A 16,293-nucleotide genomic window follows, 5' to 3' on the forward strand; every position below is an offset into this window, starting at 1 on the left:
GCGCGGACCGGAAGCAGCAGCTGCAGCGGTGGGACCGCCGCCGCGCCGTCCGCGTGGGCACGACCGTGGCCGCCTTCGCCCGGTCCACCGTCGCACGCGTACGGAGTCCCCCGCCGGGGCAGTGGGCCGGGTTCCGGGACGCGGACGCCGCGCCGTCCGAGTGGACCGGCGCCGCCGACCGGGCCGTCGACGCCGTCGACACCTTCGGGCGCCCCTGCGGCGGCGCCCCCCGGGCGGGACTCCCGGGGCGGCGCCCTAACGACCCCCGCGGCCGGGCATCGGCCGGGCCGGGGAGCCGACCACGGTGGCGCCCGGCGGCACGTCCCGGGTGACGACCGCCGCGGCGCCGACGAAGGCGCCGCGGCCCACCGTGCGGCCCTGGAGGACGACGGCGTTGCTGCCGACGGTCGCGCCGTCCTCCAGCCGCACCGAGCCGGAGACGTTGCCGCCGGGGTAGACGGTGACCCGCTCCCCCAGCACCGCGTCGTGGCCCACGGTGGCGTTGTAGTGGACCTGGGTGTGCGGGCCGAGCCGGACGCTGCTGGAGACGTAGGCGCCGCCCAGCACGATGCACCCCTCCGCCAGCTCGGTCTCCGGCGCGACCACCGCGCGGGGGTGCACCAGCGTCGCCGGCCGGGCGCCGCGCTCCTCCAGCAGCCGGACGAGGCGCTGCCGCACGGCGGGGTCGGCGATGCCCACCAGGTAGCGGGCGCCGCGCGGCACCCGCTGCGGGGGAAGGACCGGCAGGTCGCGCACCCGACCGCCCGCCAGGTGGTCGTCGAGGAAGCCCGCCACGGCGACCCCCGCGGCCAGGGCGGTGTCCAGGGCCTCCCGGCCCACTCCCCCGGCGCCCGCGATCCACAGCCCGCCGGCGTCGCCCTCGCCCTCCGCTGCCGGGGCGGGGGCGGGGTGGGGGACGGTCGCGGTGCCGGGTACGGCGATCCTCTGAGACATGGTCACATCCTGCCCGGTCCGGGGCTACGGTGTGGACAGCTCGGGGGCCGTGCGGCCGCCGCCGGACCGCGAGGGGCGCCCACGGGGCCGGCGGGGCGGGCCGCGCGCTCCCCCGGCCGGGGGATGCGAGGGGGCGGGCATGAGGGGGTCCGGGGACGTCTCCGGGGCGGCTGCGGCGCGCCGGTCCCGGCTGCCGGGGCCGGACGCGGCCGGCGCGGCGGTACTGGCGGCCTGCGCGGTCTGGACGCTGGCCGCGGCCCACGGCCGCGACGCCGCCCGGCCCGAGGGGGTGCTGCTGGCCCTGCTGGCGGTGGCGGCCGGCTACGGCGCCGGGCGGGTCGCGGGGGCCCTGCTGCCCGCGGCCGCGCCCGCCGCGGCGGCGGTCGCGGCGGGACTGGCGGTTGCGGCGGTGCCCGGCGGGTTGTCCGGCGGGGCGCTCGCGCCCCCGCTGCACTACGGCAACGCCGACGCCGCGCTGCTCTGCCTGGGGACCGGGGCGGCCTGCTGCGCCGCCTGGTCCGCGCGCCGCCCACCGGTACGGCTGGGCCTGCTGGTGCTGGCCGGGGTCCTGGCGGGGCTGACGGCGGCCGTCGGGTCGGCGGCGGGGTCCGCCGCCGCGGCGGGGACGGTGCTGGTGTCCTGCGCCGCCGCGCGCCTGCGCCGCCGGGGCCCGCTGCTGGCCGTGCTGGCGCTGTGCGCCGTCCTCGCCGGGGGCGGCACGATGGCCCTGGCCCGGGGTGCGGTGCCGCAGCCGCTGCGGGCGCACCTGGTGGCCGGGCTGTCGGAGCGGCGCGTCGCGCTGTGGGACGACGCCCTGGCACAGGTGCGGCTGCACCCGCTGCGCGGAATGGGGCCGGGCCGGTTCGGCGAGGTGAGCCCGGCGGCCCGCGCCGACCGGGACACGGCGAAGGCCCACTCGGCGCCGCTCCAGCAGGCGGCGGAGCAGGGGCTGCCGGGACTGGCCCTGCTGGTGTGCGCGTTCGCGTGGGCGCTGTGGACGCTGCTGCGCTCCCCCCGGCCGACGGCGGTGGCGCTCTCCGCCGCGGCCGCGCTGACCGGCCTGGCCGTGCAGGCGTGCGTCGACTGGGTGCTGAGCTTCGCGGCGGTGTCCGCCGGGGCGGGGCTGCTGCTGGGCCTGGCCGCCGCCCGTCCCACCGGGGGCGAGGGGGCGCCCGGGGACGCGTCCGGCGGCGGCCGGGAGCGCCCCCGCACCCGGGCGGGGGCCGGCTGACGGACGGGAACCGGCTGACCGACGGGAACCGGCTGACCGACGGGACGTCGGGCGCGGCAGCTCCCACGGGCGGCCGTCCAGGGCGGGTCCGCACGACGGCCGTCCGGTCCGGCGGACCCGTCGCCCGCCACCGGACCGCACCGGACCGGTGCCCGCGGCGTCCCCGGCCGCCGCGGGCCCGCCGGGCGGCCGTTCGCCGGACGGGTCCTACGACGCCTCCTCCGCGGCCTCGGCGGCGGGCCGGTAGCGGGTGCGGGCCGGCATCGGGGTGACAGGGCCGCCCTGGCGCGGCACGACGGGGCGGGGGTGGACCGGCCCGGCCCGGGGCGGGACCGGGCGCAGCGGGACGGCCGGGACGGCCGGGGCGGGCGGGGCCGCCGCGGCGCCGTCCGCCTCGCCGGGCACCGGGAAGCCGGGGTTGACGCCGCCGGCGCCGGTGATGCCGGCCGGCCGCAGCAGCACGCCGACCGTGCGGAACAGGATGGCCAGGTCGAGGCGGGGCGAGCGGTGCTCGACGTACCAGAGGTCCAGCTCGATGCGCTCCGGCCAGGTGAGGGAGTTGCGCCCCCGGACCTGGGCCCAGCCGGTGAGTCCGGGCCGCACCGCGAGCCTGCCCCGCTGGCGCGGGGAGTAGTGGACGACCTGCTCCGGGAGGGTCGGCCGGGGTCCGACGACGGCCATGTCGCCGCGGACGACGTTCCACAGCTGCGGCAGCTCGTCGAGGCTGGTGCGGCGCAGCAGGTGCCCCAGGCGGGTGATCCGGGGCGCGTCCGGCTCCCCGGGGAAGCGGCTGTCGCGCATGGTGCGGAACTTGAGGATCTCGAACTCCTGGCCGCCGCGCCCGGAGCGGGTCTGGCGGAAGATCACCGGCCCGCCCATGGTGAGCCGGACCAGCAGCGCGATCGCCAGTACCAGCGGGATCGCGACGATCCCGACCAGGACCGCGAGCGCCAGGTCCCCCCCTCGCTTCATGCGTTCCTACCCCCCTCGGTGGTCCGCGGCGCCGCGGTGCGCGGTGCCGCCGGATAACGGTCTGCCCGGGGCGTACGGCGCGGCAGGGCCGTCCGGTTCACCCGGGCCGTACGGCGCGGTCGTCCAGCCCAGGCCGCGGGCCCGGGCGACGGCGGCGTAGGTCTGCACGGAGACGCGCGCCACCGCCCGCTGGTCGAACGCCTCGCGGGCCCGGCGGCGGGCGGCTCCCCCGAGCCGCCGCCTCAGGTCCGCGTCGGTGAGCAGCCGGTCGACGGCGGCGGCGAGCGCCGCGGGGTCGCCCGGCGGGACGAGCAGCAGGTGCTCGCCGTGGTTGCCGATCTCCCGGCAGCCCCGGATGTCGCTCAGCACCATGGGCAGGCCGGCGGCGGCGGCCTCCATGGCGGAGCGGGAGAACCCCTCGCGGTGGGAGGGGAGGACGAAGAGGTCGAGGGCGGCGTACACGTCGGGCATGTCGGCCCGCTCGCCGGGGAGTACCACACCGTCGAGGGGGCCGCCCGGCGCCGCGGCGAGGGCGTCGGGCTTGTCGGGGTCCTCGGGGCCGATCCACACGAAGCGCGCCTTCCCCGCGAGGGCGCGGGCGGCGGCGGCGTACTCGGGGAGCCCCTTCTCGGCGACGCGGCGGCCGACGCCGCCGACGAGCAGGTCGCCGTCGGCGGCGCCGAGCTCGGCGCGGACCCGGGCGCGGGCCGCGGCGCGGCCGGCGCCGTCGGCGAAGCGGTCGAGGTCGACGCCGTCGGCGAAGCGGTCGAGGTCGACGCCGTTGCCGACCACCCGGGAGCGGCGGGCGGGCACCGCGCGGGCGAGGGTGCGGCGGTCCTCGCCGTTCTGGTAGAGCTCGGCGTGGGAGAAGCGGGCGGCCAGCGCCTCGGCGCCGAGGACGAGGGCCCGCCGGGCGAGCGGGTCGTGGGCCTGCGCCCACAGCCCGTGGCAGGTGTTGACCACGACGGGGACGCGTGCGGCGCGGCCGAGGACCCGCCCCAGGACGCCGGTCTTGGGGTTGTGGGTGTGCAGCACGTCGGGCCGGATGCGGCGCAGCGCGGCCAGCAGTTCGCGGGCGGCGGCGGCGTCGCGGCGCGGGTCCCAGGCGCGGGTGAGGGCGGGCAGCGGCACGTGGGTGACGCCGAGCGCCTCGACGCGGTCGGTGTAGGGGCCGGGGGCGCTGATGCCGTACGTCTCGAAGCCGCAGGCGACGTCGTGGCGCAGCTCGGTGCCGAGCAGCAGGTGCAGGCTCATGTCGACGGTGGTGAGGTGGGCGACCCGCAGCGGTCGGCCGCCGGGGCCGCGCGGGACCGGTCCGGCGGCGGAGGCGTGCGGCGCGCCGCCGGTCCGGGGTCCGCCGGTCCGGTGGAGGCCGTCCGTCCGGTGGGTGCCGCCGGTCCGGCGGGGCGCGAGGGGCACGTCGGGCGCGAGGGGCACGTCGGGCGTGTCAGGCACGGGCGCCCACCGCCTTGGCGGCGGCAACCAGGTGCGCGTAGGCGCGCTCCGGGCCGAGGCGGCCGGTCAGCTTGGCGCGGAAGAAGTCGAGCGGGTCGGTGCGGCGGACCGGCACCCGGCGCAGCCGCACCGGGTCGGCGCCGGGCAGGTTGCGGCCGACCTCGCCGGTGGCGGCGCTGCGGAAGCGGGCGCGCAGCGCGGGCTCCATGTGCGGCACGGGCACGCCCCAGGTGTACGCGTAGTGGCGGGGCCGGGTGCCGAGGTGCTCCTCGACGTCGTCGCCGCAGGCGTCGAGCTCGGCGGTGGAGAGCAGTTCGGGGCGGGCGTGGCTGCGGGTGTGGTTGGCGACGGTGCACAGGCCGCTCGCGGTCATCTCGGCGAGCTGCGCCCAGGTGAGGGCGGGGGCGCCGGCGGCCTTGGCGGTGGACCCCTCCCACCGCATCTCCCCGCCGACGTGGCCGCTGGCGAGGTAGACGGTGAAGGGGAGGCCGCGTTCGCGCAGGACCGGCCAGGCGTTGCGGTGCACGTCGGCGAAGCCGTCGTCGAAGGTCAGGACGACCGTGCCGGCGCGGTCGCCGCGCTCCAGGCGGTCGACGGCCTCGTCCAGCGGCACCACCGGCCGGCCCGGGAGCCCGGCGAGCAGGTCCATCTGGGCGGTGAAGTCCGCGGCGGAGACGTCGAGCTCGTCGGGCGAGCCGCCGCCGACGCGGTGGTAGATGAGCAGCGTGGCGCCCCGGGCGGGGCGGTCTCCGGCGGTGCGGGCGAGCAGGTGCTTGATCCGGGCCCTGGCTCCGGCGGAGGGCGCCGGGGCGGTGGTGCGGGTCATCGTTCCCCCCTCTGCGGCCCCTCCCCGAGGCCGCGTCCCGGCGCCTGTCCCCCGCGCCGGACGTGGACCACGATAGGGGGAGTCCCGGGGCCGCCGCCCGGGAAATGTGAAAGAACCGAGGAGGAGGGGCGGAGGAGGGGCGGGAGGGCGCCCGTGTGCGCCCTCTGTGCGCTACGCCGCGCGGGGGCGCGGCGGCAGGTGGTCGCGGATCACCCGCACCGCGTCCTCCGGGTGGTCGACGGTGACGGTGAAGCGGCGGCCCCCGCCCAGTTCCAGGACCAGGGCGGGCCCCTTGCGCACCACCACGGCGGCGCCGTGGCTCTGCCGGTAGCGGTAGCCCCAGCCGCCCCAGTGCATCGGGGCGCAGGGCTGGTACGTCGCGTCGACCACCTGGTCCAGGGGGATGCGGCGGCGGGGCAGGCCCACGTGGCCGCAGCGGACCTCCAGCGCGTCCTGGTCGATCCGGACGTCGACGTGCACGAAGGCGAGGGTCCCGGCCAGCAGCAGCACGCCCACCGCGAGGCATCCGGCGACGGTCATGACCCAGGCCGCGGGGCCGTCGGTGTCCGGGACGGTGACGGCGACCAGCACGCCGAGCGCCAGGCAGGCCGCGCCCACGGCGGCCAGCAGCCACTGGTGGGGGTTGCGGGCCGAACCGGTCCACAGGGCGGGGCCGTGCGGGAGGGCCGGCCCGGGCGGGAGGCCGGGGCCGGAGGGGGCGGCCGGACCGGGCGCTGGGGCGCCGTGCGGACGGCCTTCACGATCGCTCTCCGCATCCTCCATGGGCCTCACGGTATACCGCCTGCCCGCGCCGGGCACGGTCAAGCGCATGAGGGGCCGCAGCGGCCCCCGCGGCCGGCCCCGGCGGCACCGTGCGCGGGTTCCGGCCGGACCGGCTACAACCATCCGCGGTCCGTCCGTGTCTGTACTCCGTCGTCTGTACTACGTTGAGCGGCCCGGGGCGGTCGGGAGCCGCCCCGGGGCCGCCGCCGCCCCGGGACGGGACCCTCCGTCCCGCCCGCACCACCAGCACCACCAGCACCACCAGCACCGGTCGGGCGGTCGTCCGCCCGTCCGGAGGATCCGCCGCGCCCCGGGCGTGGAAGGGGGAGCCGTGCCTCAGCCGGAGACCACCACGAGACCGTCGGCCACCGCCGCGGGAGGACCCGGGCGCGCACCGGGGGCGGCCGGACTGGCGGCCGCCCACCGCCGGCGCGTCGACGCCCTGCTGCGGCGCTCGCCCGCCCAGCCGCTCTTCCGGGCGCGGGCCGCCCGCCGCCTCGCCGTGCTCGCCTACCACGGCATCGACGACCCGCAGGCCTTCGCCGCCCAGATGGAGCGGCTGCGGCGCACGGCGTCCCCGGTGACCGTGGGGGAGGTGGAGCGGGCAGTGGCCGAGGGGCGGCCGCTGCCGCCGCGCAGCGTGCTCGTGACCTTCGACGACGGGGACCGGTCCGTCGTCACCGAGGGCCTGCCGGTCCTCGCCCGCCACGGCGTCCCCGGGGTCGCGTTCGTGGTGGCCGGCCTCGTCGGCGGGGACCAGCCGTTCTGGTGGCGGGAGGCGGAGTTCCTGGCCCGGCACGGCGGCACGGCCCGCTCCCTGCCGCCCGGCACCGGGCCGGGCGCCGCGGTGCGGAGGATGAAGGCCATGCCCGACCCGGACCGCAGGCGCAGCCTCGCCGAGATGCGGGTGAGCGCCTCCCGGCGGGCTCCCCGGCAGGAGCAGCTGTCGGTGGAGGACCTGCACACCCTGCGCGGGGCCGGCGTGCGGATCGGCAACCACACGGCGGGCCACCCCTGCCTGGACCGCTGCGACGACCAGACCCTGCGCGCGGAGGTCACCGAGGCGCACCGGGCGCTGGAGCGGTGGCTGGGCGAGGCCCCGACGGCGTTCGCCTACCCGAACGGCGGCACGGACCCGCGGGCCGACCGGGTCCTGCGCGACCTGGGGTACCGGCTGGGCTTCCTCTTCGACCACCGGCACGACGCGCTGCTGCCACGCGACCCGCTGCGGATCAGCCGGCTGCGGGTGAACAGCTCCACGAGCCGCGACCGGTTCGACACCATCCTGTCGGGGCTGCACCCCGCGGTGCACCGGCTGCGGGGCGGCCGCTGAGCGGCGCCTGCGGGGGACGCGCCCCGGGGCGCGCCCTCCGGGGCGGCCGGGGGCGCGGACGCCGGGCCCGCCCGGAGGCGGATCCGGTGCGCGCCGGTCCGGTCAGTTCGGGACGGCGGCCCCCGCGACGAGGCGGCCCTCGGCGAAGGCCAGCGCCTCCGGGGGCAGCACGCCCTCCCGCCCGCTCGCCAGGACGGTCAGGGTGCCGCCGCCCGCGGCCGCGTGCCGGTGCGGGGCCGCGGCCTCGACGCGGCGCAGCGCCTGGGCCGCCACGGCCTCGGCGGAGCCGAGGAGGACCAGGCCGGGGTCGGCGGCGGGGGCGACGGCGGCGCGGATCCGGTCGGCGACCAGCTCGTAGTGGGTGCAGCCGAGGACCAGGGCGCGGACGCCCCGGGGGGTGCGGGCCGCGGCGTCGGCGACGGCGGCCTCGACGGCCTGCTCGTCGGCGTGCTCGACGGCGTCGGCGAGCCCGGGGCAGGGCACCTCCGCGACCTCGGCGCCGTCCGCGAACGCGCGGATCAGGCCGCGCTGGTAGGGGCTGCCGGTGGTGGCGGGCGTGGCCCAGATCGCCACCGGTCCGCCGGTCGCGGCGGCGGGCTTGATCGCGGGGACGGTCCCGACGACGGGCAGGCCGGGCTCCAGCTCCGCGCGCAGGGCCTCCAGGGCGTGGACCGAGGCGGTGTTGCAGGCCACGATCAGGGCGTCCGGGCGCAGGGCGGCGGCGGCGCGTGCGCAGACCAGGGCGCGCTCGGCGATCTCCTCGGGGGTGCGGGGGCCCCACGGCATGCCGTCGGGGTCGGAGGAGAGCACGAGGTCGGCGTCGGGGCGCAGCCGCCGCAGGGCCGCCGCGGCGGGGAGCAGGCCGGTACCGGAGTCCATCAGTGCGATCTTCACGACCACCGACCATAGACGATGGCCGCGCGGCGGCGCCCGGGCGGGCCGCCGGGACGGGCCCGGCCGCGGCGCCGCGGGCGGCGCCGGGCCGCGGGTGCTCCCTGCGGGGCCGGGTGTGCGGCAGACTGCGGGGCGTGACGGTGCTCGGGTGGGTCTCCGCGGTGTCCCTGGCGTCCTGGGTGTGGCTGGCGCTCGGCCGCGGCTTCTTCTGGCGGACCGACGTGCGGCTGCCGGAGCGGCCCGCCCCGGCCCGCTGGCCGTCGGTGGTGGCGGTGGTGCCCGCCCGGGACGAGGCGGAGGTACTGCCGCTGAGCCTGCCGGGCCTGCTGGCGCAGCGCTATCCGGGCGGGGCGCGGGTGGTGCTGGTCGACGACGGGTCGTCGGACGGCACCGGCGCGCTCGCCGCGGAGCTGGGCGCGGCGGGCGGGCTGCCGCTGGCGGTGGTGTCGCCCGGGGAGCCCCCGGCGGGCTGGACCGGCAAGCTGTGGGCGCTGCGCCGGGGCGTGGAGGAGGCCGGGGACGCCGAGTACCTGCTGCTGACCGACGCCGACATCGCCCACGGGCCGGACTCGCTGGCCCGGCTGGTCGCGGCGGCCGAGGCCGGCGGGCTGGACCTGGTGTCGCAGATGGCGCGGCTGCGGGTGCGCACGGGCTGGGAGCGGCTGGTCGTGCCGGCGTTCGTGTACTTCTTCGCGCAGCTGTACCCGTTCCGGTGGTCCAACCGGCCGTCCGGCCGAACGGCGGCGGCGGCCGGCGGCTGCTCGCTGGTGCGGCGGGAGGCCCTGGAGCGGGCGGGCGGGGTGGCGGCGGTCCGGGGCGCGGTGATCGACGACGTGTCGCTGGCGCGGGCCGTGAAGCGGTCGGGCGGCCGGACCTGGCTGGGCCTCGCGGAGCACGTGGACAGCGTGCGGCCGTACCCGGGGCTGGCGCAGCTGTGGCGGATGGTCTCCCGCAGCGCGTACGCCCAGCTGCGGTACTCGCCGCTGCTGCTGGCGGGGACGGTGCTGGGGCTGGGGCTGGTGTACCTGGTGCCGCCGGCGGCGGCCGCGGCCGGGGCGGCGGGTGCGGCCGCGGGGGCGGGGGGCGGCCCGGCGGCGCTGCTCGGCCTGGCCGCGTGGGCGCTGATGGCGGCGACGTACGCGCCGATGCTGCGGTACTACGGGCAGCCGGCGGCGGCGGCCGTGCTGCTGCCGTTCACGGCGTCGCTGTACCTGCTGATGACGGTCGACTCGGCGGTGCAGCACCGGCGCGGCCGGGGCGCGGCGTGGAAGGGCCGCACGTACCCGGCGCCGCGCCCCGGGGAGGCCGGGTGAGGGCGGACCGGGGGCCGGGGCGGGGCGGGGCGGTTCAGCCGCGGCGCAGCAGGCGCAGCCCGGCGGGCTTGAGGTACTCGTAGCGGGCCATCTGCTCCGCGTCGCGCAGCCAGCCCGCGAGGCCGGGCGGGTCGGCGAGGGCGGCCCGGTACAGGCCCTCGAAGGCGGTGGTGACGCTCTCCAGCGAGAAGCGGCCGACGACCCACTCCCGGCCCCAGGCGGACAGCCGGGCCCGGCGGCCGGGGTCGTCGAGCAGGCCGCGCACCTGGGCGGCGAGCGCCGCGGCGGAGGGCGCGCCGGTGCCGAGTCCGTACATGCAGCGCGAGGCGTGCTCCTCGGCGAGCGGGCCGGGCTCGTGGACGGCGGTGTAGCCGCCGGCGCCGTGGACCACGACGGGCTTGCCGTGGGCGAGGCCGCGCAGCGCGGAGCTGCCCATGCCGAGGACGACGTCGGCGGCGGCGTAGGCGGTGCGCGGGTCGGGCATCTGGCCGGGGACGAGGACGGCCTCGCGGCCGAGCCCGGCGTTGGCCGCGGCGGCGGCGGCGCGCAGCCGGCCGCGGCTGGGCCCCTCGCCGACGACGGCGAGCCGGACGCGGGGGTCGGCGAGGAGCCGGACGGCCTCGACGGTGAGCTCGGCGCCGGCGTCCTTGCCCAGGTCGGGCACCAGCCGGGTGACGATGACGAGCAGGTGCTCGTCCGCGCCGATGCCGTGCGCGGCGCGGAAGGCGGCGCCGTCGACGGCGCCGGGCGCGTCGGCGCCGGTGTCGACGGGCGGCTCGACGAGGTGCAGGTCGCGGTGGCCGAAGGCGCGGCCCTCGGCGGTGAGGGCGCCCAGGCCGAGGACGAGCGGCTGGTGGCGGGGCATGCCGCGGAGCATCCGGACGCCGTAGAAGGTGGTGAGGACGGGGAGGCGGCCGAACCGGCCGGGGCCGAAGTAGGCGTTGCGGGCGGCGCGCACCTCCCAGGCGTGCACCAGGTCGCTGCCGTGGTCGCGGGCGAGCCGCTCCAGCCGGGCCCGGACGGCCCGGTGCGGGGTGTCCGGTCCGCCGGCGACGACGAGGTCGAGGCCGTGGGCGGCGGCCCGGTCGACGAGCGGCGCCGGTCCGTCGACCCCCTGGGCGAAGAGCACCGGGTGGTGCCCGCGGCCGCGCAGGGTGCGGGCGATGTCGACGGCGTTGATCTGGGCGCCGCCGAGGGCGAGGTTGTTGAGGTGGACGAGGACGCGCAGGCCGTCGCGCGGCGCCGCCCCGGCGCGTGACGGCACGTCAGTCCTCCCAGTGGTGGGGGACGAAGACGGGCGCGGCCAGCACCACGGCGCGCGGCGGGGTGTCCAGCACCGGCCCGAAGACGTCGAACTGGCCCGCGGAGTGCCAGCTCATCAGGGTGCCGCCGTCGGTGCGGCCGATGCCGTAGACGCCGGTCCACAGCGTGTACCGGCCGCGCGGCAGCGGCAGCCGGGGGATGGTGCAGGTGACGGTGCGGTCCTCGCCGGTGAGCCGCACCTCGTGGCTGATCTGGAAGACCGGGCTGGCGGTGCCCTCGCTGACCCCGAGGTGGAGGGTGGCGTCGCCGCGGTAGTCGCCGCCGAGGTGCAGGTCGACGGTCATCGGCTCGTCGGTGAGGAGGTTCTCCCGGCCGGCGCCGCGGATCTCGTACTTGAGCAGCTGCAGCGGCTCGCCGGCGCGGGCACCCGCCTCCGACTGGGCCTCGATGGAGTCGCGGTAGCCGGCCATGGCGTCGCGGATGCCCGCGTCGACCCGGACGGTGCCCTGCTCCAGCCAGACGCCGCGGGTGCAGACGGACTCCACGGCGGGCAGGTCGTGGGAGACGAAGACCAGGGTGGTGCCCTGGTCGAGGACCTCGCGCATGCGGTCCAGGCAGCGCTGCTGGAAGACGGCGTCGCCGACCGCCAGCACCTCGTCGACGAGGAGGACGTGCGGCTCCAGGTAGGCGGCGACGGCGAAGCCGAGCCGCATCTGCATGCCGGAGGAGTAGAACTTCACCTGCCGGTCGATGGCGCCGCCGAGCCGGGCGAACTCCACGATGTCGTCGAACCGCCCGGCGACCTCGCGGCGCCGCAGGCCGAGCAGGGCGCCGAAGAGGTAGATGTTCTCCCGCCCCGTCAGGTCGGGGTGGATGCCGGCCCGGATCTCGATCAGGGCGCCGATGCGGCCGCGCACGTCGATGCCGCCCGCGTACGGGTACATGACCCGGGTCAGCATCTTCAGCAGGGTGGACTTGCCCGAGCCGTTGGAGCCGATCAGGCCGACGGACTCGCCGGGCCCGATGTGCAGGTTGACGTCCCGCAGCGCCCAGCGCCAGTCCTCGCCGCGCCGCCCGCGCAGGCGGCGGCCCACCGCCTCGACCCGGTCGCGGAGCAGCATGCGCTGCTGGTCGGCGCGGAAGCGCTTCCAGACGTGCTCGGTGCGGATGGTCCCGTCGGGCAGCTCACGCGACATCGGCGATCCCCGTCTCGAGCTTCTTGAAGATGAGGTAGCCGCCCACCAGGAAGACCACCGAGCTGGCGGCCGCGACGAGGGTCAGCCGGGCGTCGGGCGCGTCGCCGTACAGCAGCGCCCGGCGGTAGCCCTCGATGACCGCGCCCAGCGGGTTGAGGGCGACGTAGAGCTCCTGGAGGCGGTGCGGGATCTTGGCGAGGGGGTAGGCGACCGGGGTGGCGAAGACGCCCATCTGCGTGATGATCGGCAGCAGGTGCCGGACGTCCCGCAGGTAGACCACGGCGACGGAGAGGACCAGCGCCACGCCGTAGGTGAAGGCGAACTGGACCGCCAGCAGCGGCAGGACCCAGGCGGCGGTGGCGGCGGGCGCCGTCCAGAAGGCCAGGAACATCACGCCGAGGACGCCGACGCCGATCAGCATGTCGACGGCGGCCACCAGCATGGTCGCCAGCGGGAAGACCTCGCGCGGGCAGTAGACCTTGTTGAGCAGGCTGAGGTTGTTGGCCAGGGAGAGCGCGCCCTGGTTCATGGTGTTGCTGAAGAACTGCCAGACGATCAGGCCGACGTAGGCGAAGAGCGCGTAGGGGGCCGTCCCGGTGTCGATCCTGACGGCGCGGTGGAAGACCAGGGTGAAGATGGCGCAGAGCGCGAGCGGCGTCAGCACCGCCCAGGCGAAGCCGAGCACCGCCTGCTTGTAGCGGGCCCTGAGGTCCCGCTCGGCCAGGGCGCGGACCAGTTCGCGCGACGCCCACAGCTCGCGGGCCACCGTGGCCGGCCGCAGGCGGCGTCTGAACACCGTGCCGGGCAGCGGCCCGTCGGCGGCCGCGGCGCCTCCCCCGGCGCGCACGTCGGCGACCTGTGCGTTGCGTCCCCCCACGGACCTCCGCCTTTCCGTCCCCCGGCGGTCCCCCCGGACCCGGGTCTGCGGTTCCGGGTCCACTGTGGCACAGAGTGTGCGCGACCGAAGGCGGTTCGGTGAACGTGATCGACACTCGGTGCGGACCGCCCGGCCGGCGGGGCCGGGGTGCGGCGGACCGTCCGGGCCGGGTGGGGCCGGGGCGGGACGGGGCGGGGCAGGGCGGGTCGGGCCGGGACGGGGCAGGGCGGGGCCTCAGCGCCGCTCCGGCTCCCGCCGGCCGGACGGGGCGGGCGGACCGGACGGGGCCGGCGGCCCGCCCACGACGCGCAGGAGGCGCGGCGGCAGGCCGGCAGCGGCGAGTTCGGCCCGCGCGCGCTCCGCCAGGCCGTCCGCGCCGCACCGCACCGCCAGGTCGGCCCCCAGGTACAGGGGCTCCGCGGCCTCGCCGGGGCGGCCGGCCAGGCGCCGCGCCCGCGCAAGGTCCACCAGCGCCTCCGCGTACCCGTGGAGGTCGGGCGAGCGCCGGAGGTGGGCCACGGCCTCCTCCAGCAGCACGGCGGCCTCCCGGTCGTCGGCGGCCACGGCGGCGGCGGTGCGCAGGGCGTGGCCGACCGCGGTGGGCGTGCCCTGGCGGCGGGCGCGCCCCAGGGCCTGCGCGGCGAGGCGGCGGGCGGCGGCGGGGTCCTCGTGCGCGAGGGCCAGGGCCAGGTGCCCGGCCCAGGGGCACCAGGTGGGGTTGAGGGCGCCCTTGGCCTCCATCCGCCGTCCCACCTCGGAGAGTTCGGCGGCGGCCGCGGCGTGGCGGCCGCGGGCGAGGTGCAGGCGGCCGACCACGGTCTGCGGGTCGGGGAAGACGACGGCGCGGGGGAACGGCGGCCCGAAGTCGTGGGCGTCGGCGACCTGCTGGGCCTCGTCCGTGCGGCCGCGGGAGAGCAGGACGTCGACGAGCAGGCCGACCGCGTACCACTGGGCGGGCACCCGGGGGCCGACGCGGTCGGCGAGCCGCACGCCCTCCCGGGCGCAGGCCTCCGCCTCGTCGAGCCTGCCGCGGCGGAAGCGCACCAGCCCGAGCAGGGTGAAGGCGAAGGAGAGGTGGGCGCCGCTCCAGCCGGACCGCTCGCACTCGGCGACGGCCGCGGTGAACATCTGCTCCGCCCGGTGGGGCTGGTCCGCGTACAGGAAGGAGAGCGCGGCGACACTGGGCAGTTCGAAGCCCCAGTCGGGGTCGGTGTAGTCCAGGGCGGGGCGCGGCGCGGGCAGCCCGCAGGGACGGTCGGTCCCGGCCGGCGGCGGCCCGGCGTCCGGGAGCGGCACGCCGGAGGGCGCGGGGACGAGGGGCGGCCCGTCGGGGCGCCGGGGCCCGGACGCGGCGGGCCGGGACACGGGGGGCCCGGGGTGCGGCGCCTCGGAGGACGGCAGGCCGAGGGCCCGCTCGGCGGCGGCGACCGCGGTGGCCGCGGGCTCGCCCCGGACGGTGGCGTCCCACGCGCGCAGGCACAGGACGGCGCGCTCGCCCTCGGTGCGGCCGCCCAGGTGGGCGGCGAGCCGGGCGAGGCGGCGGGAGCGGGCGGGCCCCCCGTCCTCCGCGGTGTCGAAGACCTGCCACAGGAAGTGGGCGGCCTGCAGCCGCAGCCGGGCGCGGTGGGACCCGGCGCGGGCCGCCTCCGCACCGACGACGTCCGCGGCCTCCTGCATCCGGTCGCAGTGGGCGAGCGCCTGGGCGAGGCGGAAGGCGATGTCCTCGCGCAGGTCGGGGTCCAGGTCCGGCTCGGCGAGGGCGGCGGTCAGGTGGTTGACCGTGACGGCGGGCTCGGTCAGCAGGGCCGAGCAGCCCAGCTCGTACAGGACCTCGGCGCGGACCTCGGGGGCCGGGGGCTCGCGCAGGGCCCGCTCCAGGCAGCGGCGCGCCGCCTCGGGGGCGCCCGCGCGGAGGTGCTCGCGGGCGGCGGCGCGCAGCCGCCCGACGGTGGCGCCGTCGCCCTCGGGGTGGGTCTCCAGCAGGTGGCGGGCTGCGGCCGCCGTGCCGAGCCCGGCGTCGTCGACGGCCCAGGCGGCCTGCCCGTGCAGGGCGGTGCGGGTGGGCGCCGGGATGGCGCGGTAGACGGCGGTCGCGATGAGCGGGTGGACGAACTCCAGGATGGCGGTGCCGGTGAGGATGCGGGCGGTGCGCAGCCGGTCCACCGCGTCGACCGCCTCGGCGGAGCCCAGTCCGGCGACGGCCGCGGCGAGGCCGGGCGAGATCTCGGTGCCGAGCACCGCCGCGGCCCAGGCGAGCCGCACCGCGGCGTGCCCGAGGCGCTCCAGGCGGCGGACCAGCCCGGTGCCGCGGGCCGTGGCGGCGAGGTCGCGCAGCAGCGGCGCGGCGCCGGGGACGGGGGCGAGGCCCCGGTCCTGGACCATCGCGACCAGTTCGGCCGCCTCGTACGGGTTGCCGCCGGTGACCGTCCAGCACTCCTGGCAGAAGGCGTCGTCGGCGTCGTCGCCCAGGGTGCTGCGGACCAGGCCGGCCACGGCGTCCGGGCTGAGGGCGGTGAGGGCGATGGGGCGGGCGCCGCGGCCGGTGACCAGGTCGCGGAAGCCCTCGGTGCCGCCGGGCACCTCCTCGGGCCGGTAGCCGAGGACGACGAGGACGGGCAGCTCCCGGATGCGGACCGCGAAGGAGGCGAGCCAGGCGAGGGACTCCGCGTCGGCCCAGTGGGTGTCGTCCAGGACGACGACGACCGGCGGTCCGTGCACGGCGAGGCGGGTGACCACCCAGTCCAGCCCGTCGCGGACGCCCTGCGGGTCGGGGGGCGCGCCGTCGGCGCGGGCCGTGACGCCGACGGCGGGGCCGGCGACCTCGTACCAGCCTCCGAACAGCTCCCGGCACTCGGCCTCGGTGCGGGAGACCAGGAGGGGCTGCAGGAGCTGGCGCACGACGTGGAACGGGACGGTCCGCTCCTGCTCGCTGCCGCGGGCGGAGAGCACGGTGCAGCCGCGGGCGGTCGCGGCGCGGCGCGCCTCGGCGAGGAGGGTGGTCTTGCCGAGGCCGGCGGCGCCGCTGAAGAGCAGCAGGCCGCCCAGCCCGGTGCCGTCCCCGGTCCCGCCGCGCAGGCGGTCCACGGCCTCGCGGACGGCGGCCAGCTCCCGGTCCCGCTCGTACAGCGGCGGCCGGGGCACGGCGGACGCGGCCGGCGGGCGCTCCGCGCGACCGGCCGCCGCCACCGACGCCGCG

13 protein-coding genes are annotated in these 16,293 nt (G+C 79.1%); 3 read left to right on the forward strand and 10 right to left on the reverse strand.

What is annotated here, in order from left to right; all coding sequences use genetic code 11:
- Positions 1 to 255: 255 nt before the first annotated feature.
- Positions 256 to 954 (reverse strand): acetyltransferase, encoded by a 699-nt coding sequence (locus ACFY07_RS16620; protein WP_390869306.1) that lies wholly within the window; start codon positions 952 to 954, stop codon positions 256 to 258.
- A 139-nt stretch (positions 955 to 1,093) separates the two neighbouring features.
- Between ACFY07_RS16620 and ACFY07_RS16625 the strand changes: the two genes are divergently transcribed.
- The gene (locus ACFY07_RS16625; RefSeq protein WP_390869307.1) at positions 1,094 to 2,185 is read left to right on the forward strand and encodes an O-antigen ligase family protein; all 1,092 of its coding nucleotides are present in this window, start codon (positions 1,094 to 1,096) and stop codon (positions 2,183 to 2,185) included.
- Positions 2,186 to 2,392: 207 nt separating this feature from the next.
- On the opposite strand, the gene ACFY07_RS16630 is transcribed toward ACFY07_RS16625, so the two are convergent.
- The 4 genes from ACFY07_RS16630 to ACFY07_RS16645 all read right to left on the reverse strand — a co-directional run bounded on the left by ACFY07_RS16630 (position 2,393) and on the right by ACFY07_RS16645 (position 6,221).
- Positions 2,393 to 3,157, reverse strand: coding sequence for a sugar transferase (locus tag ACFY07_RS16630; protein ID WP_390869308.1), 765 nt, complete (start codon positions 3,155 to 3,157; stop codon positions 2,393 to 2,395).
- Between the two features lie 6 nt (positions 3,158 to 3,163).
- Positions 3,164 to 4,612: a glycosyltransferase gene (locus ACFY07_RS16635; protein ID WP_390869309.1), complete on the reverse strand. Its 1,449-nt coding sequence runs from the start codon at positions 4,610 to 4,612 to the stop codon at positions 3,164 to 3,166.
- Positions 4,605 to 5,438 (reverse strand): polysaccharide deacetylase family protein, encoded by an 834-nt coding sequence (locus ACFY07_RS16640; protein WP_230652703.1) that lies wholly within the window; start codon positions 5,436 to 5,438, stop codon positions 4,605 to 4,607. The genes ACFY07_RS16635 and ACFY07_RS16640 overlap by 8 nt, the downstream gene beginning before the upstream one ends.
- A gap of 171 nt (positions 5,439 to 5,609) precedes the next feature.
- A complete protein-coding gene (locus ACFY07_RS16645; RefSeq protein ID WP_390869310.1) occupies positions 5,610 to 6,221 on the reverse strand; it encodes a hypothetical protein in 612 nt (203 codons plus the stop codon).
- A gap of 331 nt (positions 6,222 to 6,552) precedes the next feature.
- On the opposite strand from ACFY07_RS16645, the gene ACFY07_RS16650 reads away from it, so the two are divergent.
- Entirely contained in the window at positions 6,553 to 7,554 is a 1,002-nt protein-coding gene (locus ACFY07_RS16650) for a polysaccharide deacetylase family protein (RefSeq protein ID WP_390869311.1), read from the forward strand.
- Positions 7,555 to 7,656: 102 nt separating this feature from the next.
- Here ACFY07_RS16650 and ACFY07_RS16655 read toward each other — a convergent pair whose 3' ends face one another.
- Positions 7,657 to 8,448 carry a glutamate racemase gene (locus tag ACFY07_RS16655; RefSeq protein WP_390869312.1) on the reverse strand — a complete coding sequence of 264 codons (792 nt, stop codon included), beginning with the start codon at positions 8,446 to 8,448 and terminating at the stop codon, positions 7,657 to 7,659.
- 134 nt (positions 8,449 to 8,582) lie between these two features.
- Between ACFY07_RS16655 and ACFY07_RS16660 the strand changes: the two genes are divergently transcribed.
- A complete protein-coding gene (locus tag ACFY07_RS16660) occupies positions 8,583 to 9,761 on the forward strand; it encodes a glycosyltransferase (protein ID WP_390869313.1) in 1,179 nt (392 codons plus the stop codon).
- Between the two features lie 34 nt (positions 9,762 to 9,795).
- Here the strand turns inward: ACFY07_RS16660 and ACFY07_RS16665 are convergent, their stop codons facing one another.
- The 4 genes from ACFY07_RS16665 to ACFY07_RS16680 form a co-directional block, all read right to left on the reverse strand.
- A complete protein-coding gene (locus ACFY07_RS16665; protein WP_390869314.1) occupies positions 9,796 to 11,025 on the reverse strand; it encodes a glycosyltransferase family 4 protein in 1,230 nt (409 codons plus the stop codon).
- 1 nt (position 11,026) lies between these two features.
- The gene (locus tag ACFY07_RS16670; RefSeq protein ID WP_390869315.1) at positions 11,027 to 12,220 is read right to left on the reverse strand and encodes an ABC transporter ATP-binding protein; all 1,194 of its coding nucleotides are present in this window, start codon (positions 12,218 to 12,220) and stop codon (positions 11,027 to 11,029) included.
- Positions 12,210 to 13,097, reverse strand: a complete 888-nt coding sequence (locus ACFY07_RS16675; RefSeq protein WP_390869316.1) for an ABC transporter permease — start codon at positions 13,095 to 13,097, stop codon at positions 12,210 to 12,212. Before ACFY07_RS16675 ends, ACFY07_RS16670 begins: the two co-directional genes overlap by 11 nt.
- A gap of 234 nt (positions 13,098 to 13,331) precedes the next feature.
- Positions 13,332 to 16,238, reverse strand: a complete 2,907-nt coding sequence (locus ACFY07_RS16680) for an ATP-binding protein (RefSeq protein WP_390869415.1) — start codon at positions 16,236 to 16,238, stop codon at positions 13,332 to 13,334.
- Between the last annotated feature and the right edge of the window lie 55 nt (positions 16,239 to 16,293).

It is taken from the genome of Streptomyces sp. NPDC001380 (assembly GCF_042895785.1).
Classification (GTDB): Bacteria; Actinomycetota; Actinomycetes; order Streptomycetales; family Streptomycetaceae; genus Peterkaempfera.

What these genes read in the sequence shown, in the direction of transcription:
- ACFY07_RS16630 (WP_390869308.1), bottom strand. Translation starts at nt 3,157, where the DNA reads ATGAAGCGAGGGGGGGACCTGGCGCTCGCGGTCCTGGTCGGGATCGTC.
- ACFY07_RS16620 (WP_390869306.1), bottom strand. Translation starts at nt 954, where the DNA reads ATGTCTCAGAGGATCGCCGTACCCGGCACCGCGACCGTCCCCCACCCC.
- ACFY07_RS16645 (WP_390869310.1), bottom strand. Translation starts at nt 6,221, where the DNA reads ATGGAGGATGCGGAGAGCGATCGTGAAGGCCGTCCGCACGGCGCCCCA.
- ACFY07_RS16625 (WP_390869307.1), top strand. Translation starts at nt 1,094, where the DNA reads ATGAGGGGGTCCGGGGACGTCTCCGGGGCGGCTGCGGCGCGCCGGTCC.
- ACFY07_RS16640 (WP_230652703.1), bottom strand. Translation starts at nt 5,438, where the DNA reads ATGACCCGCACCACCGCCCCGGCGCCCTCCGCCGGAGCCAGGGCCCGG.
- ACFY07_RS16670 (WP_390869315.1), bottom strand. Translation starts at nt 12,220, where the DNA reads ATGTCGCGTGAGCTGCCCGACGGGACCATCCGCACCGAGCACGTCTGG.